Here is a 13,216-nt window from a genome sequence, read left to right as displayed (position 1 = left end):
CAAGATGGTGCACTTCATGTGCAGCGGCTGCGGAGAACTGATTCGCAGCGGCCCCACAGACTACAACCAAGGGCGACAACCGCTCTGCATGGGATGCGTGGAATACCTCTCGGCCTTCCAGCGCCCAGCTGACAGACCGCGCCACCGGCGCTAATCCCTCCCTCCTACAACTCAAGCCCGCCGACATGCGCGGGCGAGGATCTCTGCATGCTCGAAAACATCGAGGTGGTGCGCATCAAGCGCTTCGCCAGGAACACGGCTGGCCGCGATTTCGCGGTCGGCGACATTCACGGGCACTTCACCCGGCTCCAGTCCGCCCTGGACGCGGCCGGCTTCGATCCGGCAGTTGACCGGCTGTTCAGCGTTGGCGACCTGGTCGATCGCGGGCCTGAGTGCCGCGACGTGCTCACCTGGCTGGCCAAGCCATGGTTCAACCCGGTGCGCGGCAACCACGACGATTACGTATGCCGGTTCGACACCTGCGACGTAGACAACTGGGTCTACAACGGCGGAGCCTGGTTCGCCGGCCTGCCCTGGGATGAGCAACGTGAGTTCGCCGCCCAGTTCCGCGAGCTTCCGATCGCCTTCGAGGTGGAGACGACCGGCGGCCTGGTCGGTGTCGTGCACGCCGACTGCCCATTCCCGTCCTGGGATGAGCTGCGGGCCGCGCTTGAGGCGCCGGAAACCGCCAAGCAGCTGCGGCTGACCCAAAACACCTGTATGTGGTCGCGCAGCCGGATCGAACTGGGCGAGACCGAAGGCGTGCATGGCCTGCGGGCGCTGGTGGTCGGCCACACCCCTCTGCGCAAGCCGGCAGCCCTCGGCAACGTCATCCACATCGACACCATGGGATGGCGACCGCAGGACGGCGGCTATTTCACGCTGCTCAACCTCGCCACCCTTGAAACCATCCCGCCCACACCCGCGAAGCTCGGCTGGGACTGAGCCAGGAGACACCCATGAACCTGATCGACTGCTACGTCACGAAGATCCTCGGCGAGCCGTACCGCAAGTTCGGCCACTGGTGGGTCGACGTTGAATACGACAGCTAGGGCAGCACCAGCAAAACCCAGCTCATGTTCCGCACCGAGGAAGCCGCACGCGCGGCGCAGGTCGGGCACCACTTCACGGCCTGAGGAGGCCCACATGGCAAACGCCACCGCTGCAGTGCAGCCAGGCTTGCTGCCGAGAATCATCCGGGCCGGTGATGCGCCCGGATATCTCGGCATGTGCAGAGACGAATTCAAGAACACCGTCCGCCCATTCGTGCGCGAATTTCCGATTGGAAAGCAAGGCATTGGGTTTGATCGACTTGAGCTGGACGCCTGGGTCGACGCGTACATCGAGGCGATGGCCGTTGAAAAGGCCGCCGATCAAGACAACAATCGGCCTCGCAGCGAGCGTCTGGCCGTGACCTCCAAGGAGAATCCATGGCCAAAAAGGCAATCACAGGCCTCCAGAAAATGCCGAGCGGCATCTGGAAAATCGACAAAATCTACAGGGGAGAGCGAATTCAAGAGAGCACTGGCACTTGTGACCGGGAAGAAGCAGAGCAATACCTGATCCATTTACTGGAGAAGATGCGCCTGCGCAAAGTCTATGGCGTGCGCGAGATCAAGACGTTCAGCGCCGCAGCGGCCAAGTACTTGGTCGAGCACAAGGATCAGCCCTCATTCAGGATCACTGCGCTGTACCTGAACCAGCTGGACGACTATATCGGCCACCTGCCGCTGACGCATATCGATGATGAGGCCCTGGCCCCGTTCATTCGCGACAGGAAGGCCGATGTAGTGCTGCCGGATGGGAAGGTGAAAAAAGGAGTGAGCAACAGGACAGTCAACATCGCAATCGAACGCGCGATCCGTGTTCTATCGCTGGCGTGCAGGAAATGGCGGGACGAGGAGCGCCGGCCGTGGCTGGACAGCGTGCCGCTGCTAACCAAGCTGGAAGAGAAGAAGGCGAGCCGAAAGCCCTACCCCATGTCGTGGGAGGAGCAATCGGTTCTCTTCGGTGAATTGCCAGACCATTTGCAGCGGATGGCCCTGTTCAAGGTGAACACGGGCTGCCGCGAGCAGGAGGTCTGCAAACTGAGGTGGGATTGGGAGATCTCTGTGCCAGAGCTTGGCACCAGCGTGTTTCTCATACCAGCCGAGTTCGGCGGCAGGCATGAGAACTCTGGTGTCAAGAACCGGGACGAGCGTCTGGTGGTGCTGAACGACGTGGCCAGATCGATCATAGAGAAGCAGCGCGGGCTTTCACGGGAATGGGTGTTCCCCTACAACGGCACCGCGATGCACCGGATGAACGATTCGGCCTGGAAGAAAGCGCGGGTGCGCGCGGCAAAGCTCTGGCAGGAGCAGCATCTACGGCCGGCACACCCTGGGTTCGCTTCTATCAGGATTCACGACCTTAAGCATACCTTCGGCAGGCGCCTGAAGGCAGCCGGTGTTTCAGAAGAAGATCGCAAATCGCTTCTGGGTCACAAGAATGGCAGCGTGACCAGTCACTACTCCGGCGCGGAGATCGGTCAACTGATCGAGGCAGCAAACAAGGTATCGGCCACAGATTCACGCGGACCTGTGCTGACAATACTGAAGAGGAGAATTGGGTGATGAAAAGGCGAAGTCACTCGAAAAGTCACTATGCCCAGAAACGAAAAAGCCACCCGAAGGTGGCTAAGTCGTTGAAATATATGGTCGGGACGGAGTGATTCGAACACTCGACCCCTTGCACCCCATGCAAGTGCGCTACCGGGCTGCGCTACGCCCCGACTGGGCTTTGAAGCATGTTCTCAATCTTGCCGAGAACGTTGAAGAATTTACCCTAACCCTCTGATAAATGAAAGCTTTTTCTCAAAAAATTTTCCATTCATCAGAAACCCGGCTTACTTCTTCAACACCACCAACACATCCTCCAATTCAACAATCATCTGCCGAATCAGCTGCTTGTACTGGCTGGATTCATCTTTAGCCTCATCACTGGAGAGCCTCAACCGCGCCCCGCCAATGGTGAACCCCTGATCATACAGCAGCGCACGAATCTGGCGGATCATCAGCACATCCTGGCGCTGGTAATACCGCCGGTTCCCCCGCCGCTTCACAGGGTTCAGCTGGTCGAACTCCTGCTCCCAATACCGCAGCACGTGTGGCTTTACGGCACACAACTCGCTCACTTCACCAATGGTGAAGTAGCGTTTGCCCGGTATGGGGGGCAGTTCGTCGTTATGGCTTGGTTCCAGCATAGGCCTCAACCCGGGCCTTCAACTTCTGCCCTGGACGAAAGGTGACGACGCGCCGTGCGGTGATCGGGATCTCTTCCCCAGTCTTGGGGTTGCGGCCCGGCCGCTGGCGTTTGTCGCGAAGGTCGAAGTTGCCGAAACCGGACAGCTTGACCTGCTCGTTCTCTTCAAGTGCGTGCCGAATTTCTTCGAAAAACAGCTCGACCAGCTCCTTGGCCTCACGCTTGTTAAGCCCCAGCTCCTCGTACAGCCTTTCGGCCATCTCAGCTTTCGTCAGAGCACCCATGCCGTTATTTCCTTAACGTGGTGTTCAACCTTTGTTCGAGCGAGGTGAGGATGTTTTGCAGGGTAGTGTTCACCTCATCGTCGTTAAGAGTGCGCGATGGATGCTGCCAGGTCAAGCCGACGGCAAGGCTTTTTCTATCAGGATCAATGCCTTTACCTTGGTACACATCAAACAGCCTGAGGTCTGTGAGCCATTCGCCTGCATTGTCACGAATTAATTCAAGCACCGCGCTAGAAGCCACATCACGTCCTGCGATCAAAGCCAGGTCGCGGCGGGTTTCCGGGAACTTGGACAGTTCGCTGAATTTCGGCAGGCGGCCTTCGACCACGTCGCCCAGCACCAGCTCGAACAGGAACACCGGGCGGTCCAGGCCCAGGGCCTTGGCCAGCTCTGGGTGGATGGCGCCGAGGTAGCCGACCAGTTTGCCGTCACGCTCGATGGCAGCGGTCTGGCCTGGGTGCAGGGCTGGGTGTTTGCCGGCGCTGAAGGTGAAGTCGCTCAGGGCGCCGGAGTAACCCAGCAGGGCTTCCACGTCGGCTTTGACGTCGAAGAAGTCGACGCCGTCGCGGCCGTTGGCCCAGCCTTCTGGCAGGCGGCTGCCGGTGATGACGCCGGCAATCATTGGCTGCTGCTGCAGGTCACCCAGCTGGCCGACGAAGCGCAGGCCGCTTTCGAACAGGCGCACGCGGTCTTGCTGGCGGTTCAGGTTGTGCTGCAGTGCCTTGACCAGGCCCGGCCACAGCGAGGCGCGCATGGCGGCCATGTCGCTGGAGATGGGGTTGGCCAGCAGCAGCGGCTCTACGCCCGGGCTGAACAGTTCGAACAGTTTCGGGTCGATGAAGCTGTAGGTGATGGCTTCCTGGTAGCCGCGGGCAACCAGCAGGCGGCGCAGGGTCGGCAGGTCACCGCGGGTTTCCGGCTTACCCTGTGGGGCCAGGCGGGCTTGCGGGTAACGAACCGGCAGGTTGTTGTAGCCGTACAGGCGGGCCAGCTCTTCGATCAGGTCCACTTCCAGGCTGATGTCGAAGCGGTGGCTTGGTACGCTGACGGTCCACTGCCCTTCCCCGCTCTTGGTCGTGGTCAGCTCGAGGGCGTTGAGCAACTGCTCGACCTGGGCTGGGTCCATTTCCATGCCAAGCATCTGGGTGATGCGTTCGGCGCGCAGGGTAACCGGGGCTACTTGTGGCAGGTGCTGTTCGCTGACCGCTTCGACCACAGGGCCGGCTTCGCCGCCAACGATGTCCAGCAGCAACTGGGTGGCGCGCTCCATGGCTTCGCGGGCCAGTTGCGAGTCGACGCCGCGCTCGTAGCGGTGCGAGGCATCGGTGTGCAGGCCGTAGGAACGGGCTTTACCGGCGACGGAGATCGGCTCGAAGAAGGCACTTTCCAGGAACAGGTCGCGGGTTTTTTCGGTATTCACACCGCTATGCTCGCCACCCATGACGCCGGCGATGGCCAAGGCGCGGGTGTGGTCGGCGATGACCAGGGTGTCGGCCCGCAGGGCAACTTCCTGGCCGTCGAGCAGGACGAGCTTTTCGCCCTCTTCGGCCATGCGCACGCGGATGCCGCCGTTGATTTCTGCCAGGTCGAAGGCGTGCATCGGCTGGCCGAGTTCGAGCATCACGTAGTTGGTGATGTCGACGGCGGCGTCGATGCTGCGAACGTCGCTGCGGCGCAGGCGCTCCACCATCCACAGTGGGGTTGGTTTGCTCAGGTCGACGTTACGGATAACGCGGCCCAGGTAGCGCGGGCAGGCAGCCGGGGCGCTGACTTCGACCGGGCGCACTTCGTCATGGGCGGCCGCTACGGCTGGCACCACCGGGCGGGTGACCGGGGTGTCGTACAGGGCGCTGACGTCGCGGGCCAGGCCGGCGATGGACAGGCAGTCGCCGCGGTTCGGGGTCAGGCCGATTTCGATGCTGGCATCATCCAGGCTCAGGTATGTGCGAATGTCTTCGCCAACCGGAGCGTCGGCAGCCAGCTCCAGCAGGCCGTCGTTTTCTTCGCTGATCTGCAGTTCGGCAGCCGAGCACAGCATGCCGAAGGACTCGACACCGCGCAGCTTGGCCTTCTTGATCTTGAAGTCGCCTGGCAGTTCGGCACCGATCATGGCGAACGGGATCTTGATGCCTGGGCGGGCGTTAGGGGCGCCGCACACAACCTGGAAGGTTTCCTGGCCGCTGCTTACCTGGCACACGCGCAGCTTGTCGGCGTCCGGGTGTTGCTCGGTGGCGAGAATTTCGCCCACGACGATGCCGCTGAACTGGCCGGCAGCGGGGGTAACGCTGTCAACTTCGAGGCCGGCCATGGACAGGCGGGCGACCAGTTCGTCACGGGAGACTTGCGGGTTGACCCAACCGCGCAGCCACTGTTCACTGAATTTCATGCTGTTCTCCTGAAAGTTGCGTCGATTGGGCCTAGCGGAATTGGGCTAGGAACCGCAGGTCGTTGTCGAAGAACAGACGCAAATCGTTGACGCCATAACGCAGCATGGCCAGGCGCTCGGCACCCATGCCGAAGGCGAAGCCCTGGAACTCTTCTGGGTCGATGCCGGACATGCGCAACACGTTCGGGTGCACCATGCCGCAGCCCATCACTTCCAGCCAGCCGGTTTGCTTGCACACGCGGCAGCCGTTGCCGGAACACATCACGCACTGGATGTCGACTTCTGCAGACGGCTCGGTGAAGGGGAAGAACGATGGGCGGAAACGGACCGCCAGTTCTTTCTCGAAGAATACGCGCAGGAACTCTTCGATGGTGCCCTTGAGGTCGGCGAAGTTGATATCGCGATCGACCAGCAGGCCTTCGACCTGGTGGAACATCGGCGAGTGGGTGATATCCGAGTCGCAGCGGTATACGCGGCCCGGGCACACAATGCGGATGGGCGGCTGGGTGGACTCCATGGTCCGCACCTGCACCGGCGAGGTGTGGGTACGCAGCAGCATGTTGGCATTGAAGTAGAAGGTGTCGTGCATCGCCCGCGCCGGGTGGTGGCCAGGGATGTTGAGCGCTTCGAAGTTGTGGTAGTCGTCTTCCACCTCTGGGCCTTCGGCAATGCCGTAGCCAATGTGGGTGAAGAACTGCTCGATGCGCTCGAGTGTACGGGTGATCGGGTGCAGGCCACCGGTGGCCTGGCCGCGGCCTGGCAGGGTGACGTCAATGCATTCGGCAGCCAGGCGAGCGCTGAGCTCCGCTTCTTCAAAGGCTGCCTTGCGGGCATTGAGCACAACGGTGACGCGCTCTTTGGCGTCATTGATCAGCGCGCCGACTTTCGGCCGCTCTTCGGCTGGCAGGTTGCCCAGGGTCTTCATCACCTGGGTCAGCTCGCCCTTCTTGCCGAGATAATTAACCCGGATCTGTTCCAGGGCGTTGATGTCTTCAGCGCGTTCCACGGCCTCTAGGGCTTGGGAGACCAGCGCATCCAGGTTTTCCATGTACAGACTCCAGATACGAAAATAGGGGAAGAGCTTTGAAGGCTCTTCCCCTATCGATGACGTTCAATGCCCGGCAGCGCTAGCACCGCCGGGTGATTGTCGCGGGTACTTAAGCCAGAACGGCTTTAGCTTTCTCGACAATCGCAGCAAACGCCGCTTTTTCGTTCACTGCCAGATCAGCCAGAACCTTACGGTCGATTTCGATCGAAGCCTTTTTCAGGCCAGCAATCAGACGGCTGTAGGACAGACCGTTGGTGCGGGCACCGGCGTTGATACGAGCGATCCACAGTGCGCGGAACTGACGCTTCTTCTGGCGACGGTCGCGGTAGGCGTATTGGCCTGCCTTGATGACCGCTTGCTTGGCTACACGGAATACGCGCGAACGTGCACCGTAGTAACCTTTAGCCAGTTTCAGAATTTTTTTGTGACGCTTACGAGCGATAACGCCGCGCTTAACACGAGCCATGAGTAACTTCCTCTATCTTAACCAGAATTAACGAACGCGCAGCATGCGCTCGACTTTTGCGACGTCGGACGGGTGCAGCAAGCTGGCACCGCGCAGTTGACGCTTACGCTTGGTCGACATTTTGGTCAGGATGTGGCTCTTGAAAGCGTGCTTGTGCTTGAAGCCCGAAGCTGTCTTCAGGAAGCGCTTCGCAGCACCGCTCTTGGTTTTCATTTTTGGCATGTTGGAACTCCGCATTCGATAAAATTACACATAATCATCAGGCCTGCCGTGCCCGGGAGATTACTTCTTTTTCTTGGGGGCGATGACCATCATAAGCTGGCGTCCTTCCATCTTCGGATGCTGCTCAACGGTGCCGTATTCGGCGAGGTCGGCTTCGACCCGCTTCAACAGCTCCATGCCCAGCTCCTGGTGGGCCATCTCACGACCACGGAATCTCAGAGAGATCTTGGCCTTGTCCCCATCGGTAAGGAAACGTACCAGGTTGCGTAGTTTTACCTGGTAATCCCCATCCTCCGTCCCTGGACGAAACTTGATTTCTTTGATCTGGATCTGCTTCTGGTTTTTCTTGGCTTCGTTAGCCTGCTTCTTCTTCTCGAAGAGGTGCTTGCCGTAGTCCATGACCTTGCAGACGGGCGGTACCGCGTCTGCAGAGATTTCTACCAGGTCCAGCTTCGCTTCATCAGCGATACGCAGCGCTTCATCAATCGAGACGATGCCAACCTGCTCGCCGTCTGCGCCAATTAACCGAACCTCGCGGGCCGAGATATTCTCGTTGATCGGGGCCTTCGGTACAGCACGCTTATCGTTTCTCATTTCACGCTTAATAGTCATTACTCCGATTCTTGGCGACCACGCCGGGAAACCGCTTGTGTCAGTAGCTCAACGAATTGGGCGACGGGCATGGAGCCCAGGTCTGCGCCTTCGCGAGTACGCACAGCGACGGTTTGCGTTTCGACTTCGCGGTCCCCTATAACCAAAAGGTACGGGACCTTGAGCAAAGTATGCTCGCGGATTTTAAAGCCGATCTTCTCATTTCTCAAGTCCGACTTGGCACGGAAACCGCTTCCGTTCAGAGATTTCTCAACCTCGAGGGCAAAATCGGCCTGTTTGTCGGTGATATTCATGATCACCGCCTGGGTTGGGGCCAGCCACGCCGGGAACACGCCAGCGTAGTGCTCGATCAGCATGCCGATGAAGCGCTCGAACGAACCGAGGATGGCGCGGTGCAGCATGACCGGGCGTACTCGGCTGTTATCTTCGGCAATATAGCTGGCATCCAGACGCTCTGGCAGGTTCGGGTCGTACTGCAGGGTACCGCACTGCCAGTTACGGCCGAGGCAGTCGCGCAGGGTGAACTCGATTTTCGGGCCGTAGAAGGCGCCCTCGCCTGGCTGGTACTCCCACTCGAGGCCGGATTCGTTCAGGGCGTCGGCCAGCGCAGTTTCAGCACGGTCCCACAACTCTTCGGAACCGACACGCTTGGCCGGACGAGTGGACAGTTTCATGGCGATGTCGCTGAAACCGAAGTCCTTGTACACGTCCAGGGTCAGCTTGATGAAGTCGGCGGCTTCTTTCTTCACCTGATCTTCGGTGCAGAAAATGTGCGCATCGTCCTGTACGAAGCCACGCACGCGCATGATGCCGTGCAGTGCGCCGGACGGCTCGTTACGGTGGCAGGCACCGAACTCGGCCAGACGCAGCGGCAGGTCGCGGTAGCTTTTCAGGCCCTGGTTGAACACCTGCACGTGGCACGGGCAGTTCATCGGCTTTACCGCGTAGTCACGGCTTTCCGACGAAGTGGTGAACATGTTTTCGGCATAGTTGGACCAGTGGCCGGAACGCTCCCACAGGATGCGGTCGACAACCTGCGGGGTCTTGATTTCCTGGTAGCCGTTTTCGCGCTGCACGCCACGCATGTACTGCTCGAGTACCTGGTAGACGGTCCAGCCGTTGGCGTGCCAGAACACCATGCCCGGGGCTTCTTCCTGTAGGTGGAACAGGTCGAGCTGCTTGCCGATCTTGCGGTGATCGCGTTTTTCGGCTTCTTCGATGCGCTGGATGTACGCAGCCAGCTGCTTTTTGTCAGCCCAGGCCGTGCCGTACACGCGCTGCAGTTGCTCGTTCTTGGCATCGCCACGCCAGTAGGCGCCGGACAGCTTGGTCAGCTTGAATGCCTTGAGGAAGCGGGTGTTCGGAACATGCGGGCCACGGCACATGTCGACGTATTCTTCGTGGTAGTACAGACCCATGGTCTGTTCATCCGGCATATCTTCGACCAGACGCAGTTTGTAGTCTTCACCACGGGCCTTGAACACATCGATGACTTCGGCGCGCGGGGTCATTTTCTTGACCACGTCGTAGTCTTTTTCGATCAGCTCCATCATGCGCTTTTCGATGGCGGCCATGTCTTCTGGAGTGAAGGGGCGCTCGTAGGCGATGTCGTAATAGAAGCCTTCGTCAATGACCGGGCCGATCACCATCCTGGCGGTCGGGTACAGCTGCTTCACGGCGTGGCCGACCAAGTGGGCGCACGAGTGACGGATGATCTCCAGTCCCTCTTCATCTTTAGGGGTGATGATCTGCAGGGTGGCGTCGTTGCTGATCAGGTCACACGCATCGACCAGCTTGCCGTCGACCTTGCCGGCAACGGTGGCCTTGGCCAGGCCAGCGCCGATGGAAGCGGCTACTTCGGCTACGGATACGGCGTGATCGAACGAACGTTGACTGCCATCGGGAAGAGTAATAACGGGCATGGCGCCTCCTCTCCTAGTGGTGACCCCTACCAAAGGTCACGTGGGTTGGGATGAGCCAGTACAAGATCCGACCTGCCTTCCGGTAAAAGGAAGCCTGCCCCACAGTGGCAGAAGCCTTTCGGCTTGTCAGGGACGAACCAGAGTGACTGGAAAGAAAAAAGATAGCTGCAGCCGGCAACAGCGCGACCGCAAGCCGAGCATGCTAGCACGGGGGTTGCACCCCAGGCAGAAATATTTGGAAATTGCACCGCAGCGGTGAACTAACGCGGAAAAATACCGCTCAGACTTTGGGAAGCAACCTACTCTTGATGAGACCTTAACCCAAGGAGTAACTGGTGATGCGAGTTCCGTCTCTTCTGGCCCTGGCGGCCGCTGGCGCCCTGCTGCTGCCCGTGGCTGCGAACGCCGGCAACTTCCCCCCCGGGAAGGAGGCCGGCTACATGACCCAGTGCACGCAAGTGGCCAGCGGCCAGGGCGTTGACGCTGCCACCGCGAAAAAGCACTGCGACTGTGGCGCGCAAGCCATCAAAAAGAACTTTACCGACGCCGAGATTGCCGACCTCGACAGCAAAGACGGCGTTGACGCCAAGCTGATGCAGAGGGCGCAGATGGTGGTAAAACAGGCCTGCGCACCGAAGAGCTGAAACCTTAAAGCCAGCAACGACCAGCCATTCTTTGAGCTGGATCAATATCCTGCGAAGGTAAAAGGCGCTAGATGCGCAGAATTAGACTATGATGTATCCCGTGCTCCGTAGCCTCGGCCGCATTGCACCAATGAAAAAACTAAATGTTCTGGAGATTCACCCATGTCCAATCGCCAACAAGGCACCGTCAAATGGTTCAATGATGAGAAAGGCTACGGCTTCATCACCCCAGCAGGCGGCGGCGACGACCTGTTCGTACACTTCAAAGCCATCGAATCTGACGGCTTCAAGAGCCTGAAAGAAGGCCAGACTGTTTCCTTCGTCGCCGAGCGCGGCCAGAAGGGCATGCAGGCTGCACAGGTTCGTCCGGAGTAATTCGGATAGCTGTAAAAAAACCCGCCCTTGTGGCGGGTTTTTTTATGGGCGATTGCATCATCTGAGTGGGGCGGGATTGCCTGCGAAACAGACTTTAGGGTGAATGGCACGGGCTTCGCCCGTGTTCGCGGGTGAACCCGCTCCTACAGGCGACTGCGCAGGCTGTTCACATTTTGCGCAAGGCAGTTGCCCCCGCGTGCATCAACCGCAGTTGACGCGGGTTACCCTGCCCTGCTCGTCCACGTTCAGGTTCAGGCGCTCTGAGCGGTACTCCAGGGTGACCACATCGCGCGGCTTGAGAATGCGCGCCATCTGCGAGCCGCTGGCCTTGCGTGCCTGCTCCAGCAATTCGGCACTGGCCTGTTTGCCAATGGCAAAGTCGGCACCACTGGCCTGGCAGCGACCATCGTTGCCAGCTGGGGCGGCCGGCGCAGCCCCACCATCAGCGTTGCCACCAGTGCTGCAACCCGCCAGGACAGCAGCCACAGCCAAAGTTGCCAGGTAAGCACGGGTACGGAACATGAAGCCTCCTAAATCGGTCCGGGAACTGCCTGATCCGACAGCTCCGCTCATCATTTGTTGCAAAACCTGTCAAGTCTGCCTGAACTGTAGCAGGGAGGCGAAAAGCAATCGTGACCGGATTTTGCACAACGTGCTGTGTTTGCCATATGCTTAGCCCGCACGGTCACCGGCGCAAAGCCATGATTTGCTGCAAGAAGTGGAGCGCATCCCGCCTCCATCGAACACCAGGGTCAGGTGTTCTTCCTTCGTTCCGGGCCCCCAGCGAGAGCTTTTCATGAGCACCCACAGCATCGATGCCGATATCAAGGTCAAATGGGCCGAGGGCCAGAGCGCGTACAGCCCTGGCACTCCGGAAGAGTTGCTGTTGATCGCCATCGACCTGTTGGTGCGCGACAACGGTGCCGAGGCGGCACGCAGCTTCATCGACCAGGTGTTCGAGCGCTACGCGCCGCACGCAGCTATTCCAATCGCGCCAGACGGGCACTGAGCAGGTCGAACAGCCCCTGGGCATCACCCTGCTCCACCCACAGCACATTCGCTGGCTGCTTGAGCACGCCGTACCAGTCCGCAATTGTCTGGCCGAAAGTGGGCCCTTCGCGGCTGTCGATGCTCATGTGGATGCGCCGACCACTGAACAGCTCGGGCTTTAACAGGTAGGCGATGACACTGGCGTCATGCACAGGGCCACCGGGCATGCCGTACAGGTCCATGTCGTGGGTGATGTAGGCATTGAGGATGTCCACCACGCGCTTGCTGGCCTGGTTGTTCACGGCTGCCAGTTGCGTCAGGCGGGCGTTGCTGGTCAGCAGCTTGTGGGTGACGTCCAGAGGCAGGTAGGTCAGCTGCACGCCGCTGGCCAGCACCACTTCGGCGGCGTGCGGGTCGGCATAGAGGTTGAACTCCGCCACCGGGGTGATGTTGCCGCCGTTGAAATGCGCTCCCCCCATGACCACCACCTCTTTGATGCCTTTGACGATGCCTGGGCGCTGGATCAGCGCCAGGGCCAGGTTGGTCTGCGGGCCGAGCATGGCGACGGTGATGCTGTGCGGTTTGGCTGCGCCGAGGGTATCGACCAGGTATTGCACGGCATTGCCCTGGGCCAAGGGCGCTTTCGGCTCGTGCACCTGGACACCGGTGAGGCCTTCTTCGCCATGAACGTCGGCGGCGTAGATAGGCGTGCGCACCAATGGGCGGCCGGCACCGGCGTACACCGGGATGTCTTCGCGCCCGGCCCATTCGCGGGCCAGACGGGCATTGCGCGAGGTCTTGTCCAGGCGCACGTTGCCGGCCACGGTGGTGATGGCGCGGATATTGAGCTCTTTGGGCGAAGCCATGGCCAGAAACAGCGCAACCACATCGTCGGCGCCGGGATCGGTGTCAATGATCAGGTCGATGGGTGCGGCCTGGAGGGTCGAGGCTGTGGCCATGAAGACGATTCCTTGTAGCAGGGACTTGAGCATGGGTGGCACTCCTGTTGCCTATGAATCATTCGTTT

16 protein-coding genes and 1 tRNA gene are annotated in these 13,216 nt (G+C 60.0%); 6 read left to right on the top strand and 11 right to left on the bottom strand.

The window, feature by feature from the left end:
* The first annotated feature begins 207 nt into the window (after window positions 1-207).
* The 3 genes from J3A98_RS07550 to J3A98_RS07545 all read left to right on the top strand — a co-directional run bounded on the left by J3A98_RS07550 (window position 208) and on the right by J3A98_RS07545 (window position 2,612).
* Window positions 208-945 (top strand): metallophosphoesterase, encoded by a 738-nt coding sequence (locus J3A98_RS07550; protein ID WP_209965038.1) that lies wholly within the window; start codon window positions 208-210, stop codon window positions 943-945.
* 201 nt (window positions 946-1,146) lie between these two features.
* Window positions 1,147-1,563 carry a hypothetical protein gene (locus tag J3A98_RS26815; protein WP_232905549.1) on the top strand — a complete coding sequence of 139 codons (417 nt, stop codon included), beginning with the start codon at window positions 1,147-1,149 and terminating at the stop codon, window positions 1,561-1,563.
* The gene (locus J3A98_RS07545) at window positions 1,464-2,612 is read left to right on the top strand and encodes a tyrosine-type recombinase/integrase (protein ID WP_230685727.1); all 1,149 of its coding nucleotides are present in this window, start codon (window positions 1,464-1,466) and stop codon (window positions 2,610-2,612) included. Before J3A98_RS26815 ends, J3A98_RS07545 begins: the two co-directional genes overlap by 100 nt.
* 81 nt (window positions 2,613-2,693) lie before the next feature.
* On the opposite strand, the gene J3A98_RS07540 is transcribed toward J3A98_RS07545, so the two are convergent.
* The 9 genes from J3A98_RS07540 to thrS form a co-directional block, all read right to left on the bottom strand.
* Window positions 2,694-2,770 (bottom strand) — tRNA-Pro (locus J3A98_RS07540).
* Window positions 2,771-2,884: 114 nt separating this feature from the next.
* Window positions 2,885-3,241: a MerR family transcriptional regulator gene (locus tag J3A98_RS07535; RefSeq protein WP_003250681.1), complete on the bottom strand. Its 357-nt coding sequence runs from the start codon at window positions 3,239-3,241 to the stop codon at window positions 2,885-2,887.
* A complete protein-coding gene (ihfA, locus tag J3A98_RS07530) occupies window positions 3,222-3,524 on the bottom strand; it encodes an integration host factor subunit alpha (protein ID WP_003250679.1) in 303 nt (100 codons plus the stop codon). The genes J3A98_RS07535 and ihfA overlap by 20 nt, the downstream gene beginning before the upstream one ends.
* Window positions 3,525-3,528: 4 nt before the next feature.
* Window positions 3,529-5,910 (bottom strand): phenylalanine--tRNA ligase subunit beta, encoded by a 2,382-nt coding sequence (gene pheT / locus J3A98_RS07525; RefSeq protein WP_004574323.1) that lies wholly within the window; start codon window positions 5,908-5,910, stop codon window positions 3,529-3,531.
* A gap of 31 nt (window positions 5,911-5,941) precedes the next feature.
* Complete coding sequence (pheS, locus tag J3A98_RS07520; protein ID WP_176683834.1) at window positions 5,942-6,958, bottom strand: phenylalanine--tRNA ligase subunit alpha; 1,017 nt, start codon at window positions 6,956-6,958, stop codon at window positions 5,942-5,944.
* 109 nt (window positions 6,959-7,067) lie between these two features.
* Window positions 7,068-7,424: a 50S ribosomal protein L20 gene (gene rplT / locus J3A98_RS07515; protein ID WP_003250671.1), complete on the bottom strand. Its 357-nt coding sequence runs from the start codon at window positions 7,422-7,424 to the stop codon at window positions 7,068-7,070.
* A 27-nt stretch (window positions 7,425-7,451) separates the two neighbouring features.
* Entirely contained in the window at window positions 7,452-7,646 is a 195-nt protein-coding gene (gene rpmI, locus J3A98_RS07510) for a 50S ribosomal protein L35 (protein ID WP_003250667.1), read from the bottom strand.
* Window positions 7,647-7,706: 60 nt separating this feature from the next.
* Window positions 7,707-8,258, bottom strand: a complete 552-nt coding sequence (gene infC, locus J3A98_RS07505) for a translation initiation factor IF-3 (protein ID WP_012052879.1) — start codon at window positions 8,256-8,258, stop codon at window positions 7,707-7,709.
* Window positions 8,258-10,180 (bottom strand): threonine--tRNA ligase, encoded by a 1,923-nt coding sequence (thrS, locus tag J3A98_RS07500; protein ID WP_209965035.1) that lies wholly within the window; start codon window positions 10,178-10,180, stop codon window positions 8,258-8,260. The genes infC and thrS overlap by 1 nt, the downstream gene beginning before the upstream one ends.
* Window positions 10,181-10,518: 338 nt before the next feature.
* On the opposite strand from thrS, the gene J3A98_RS07495 reads away from it, so the two are divergent.
* Window positions 10,519-10,824, top strand: coding sequence for a hypothetical protein (locus tag J3A98_RS07495; RefSeq protein ID WP_176683836.1), 306 nt, complete (start codon window positions 10,519-10,521; stop codon window positions 10,822-10,824).
* Window positions 10,825-10,986: 162 nt separating this feature from the next.
* A complete protein-coding gene (locus J3A98_RS07490) occupies window positions 10,987-11,199 on the top strand; it encodes a cold-shock protein (RefSeq protein ID WP_003250656.1) in 213 nt (70 codons plus the stop codon).
* A 201-nt stretch (window positions 11,200-11,400) separates the two neighbouring features.
* On the opposite strand, the gene J3A98_RS07485 is transcribed toward J3A98_RS07490, so the two are convergent.
* Entirely contained in the window at window positions 11,401-11,721 is a 321-nt protein-coding gene (locus J3A98_RS07485) for an I78 family peptidase inhibitor (protein WP_176683837.1), read from the bottom strand.
* 274 nt (window positions 11,722-11,995) lie between these two features.
* Between J3A98_RS07485 and J3A98_RS07480 the strand changes: the two genes are divergently transcribed.
* Complete coding sequence (locus tag J3A98_RS07480; RefSeq protein ID WP_003250649.1) at window positions 11,996-12,208, top strand: hypothetical protein; 213 nt, start codon at window positions 11,996-11,998, stop codon at window positions 12,206-12,208.
* Here J3A98_RS07480 and J3A98_RS07475 read toward each other — a convergent pair.
* Window positions 12,180-13,181 carry a nucleoside hydrolase gene (locus J3A98_RS07475; protein WP_021782773.1) on the bottom strand — a complete coding sequence of 334 codons (1,002 nt, stop codon included), beginning with the start codon at window positions 13,179-13,181 and terminating at the stop codon, window positions 12,180-12,182. The two genes, J3A98_RS07480 and J3A98_RS07475, sit on opposite strands and share 29 nt — an antisense overlap.
* Window positions 13,182-13,216: the final 35 nt, after the last annotated feature.

The sequence above is a fragment of the Pseudomonas sp. BP6 genome (assembly GCF_017875935.1).
Taxonomy (GTDB): domain Bacteria; phylum Pseudomonadota; class Gammaproteobacteria; order Pseudomonadales; family Pseudomonadaceae; genus Aquipseudomonas; species Aquipseudomonas putida_Y.
Note: the sequence above shows the minus strand (reverse complement) of the source record. Positions and strands in the feature narration are given on the sequence as shown.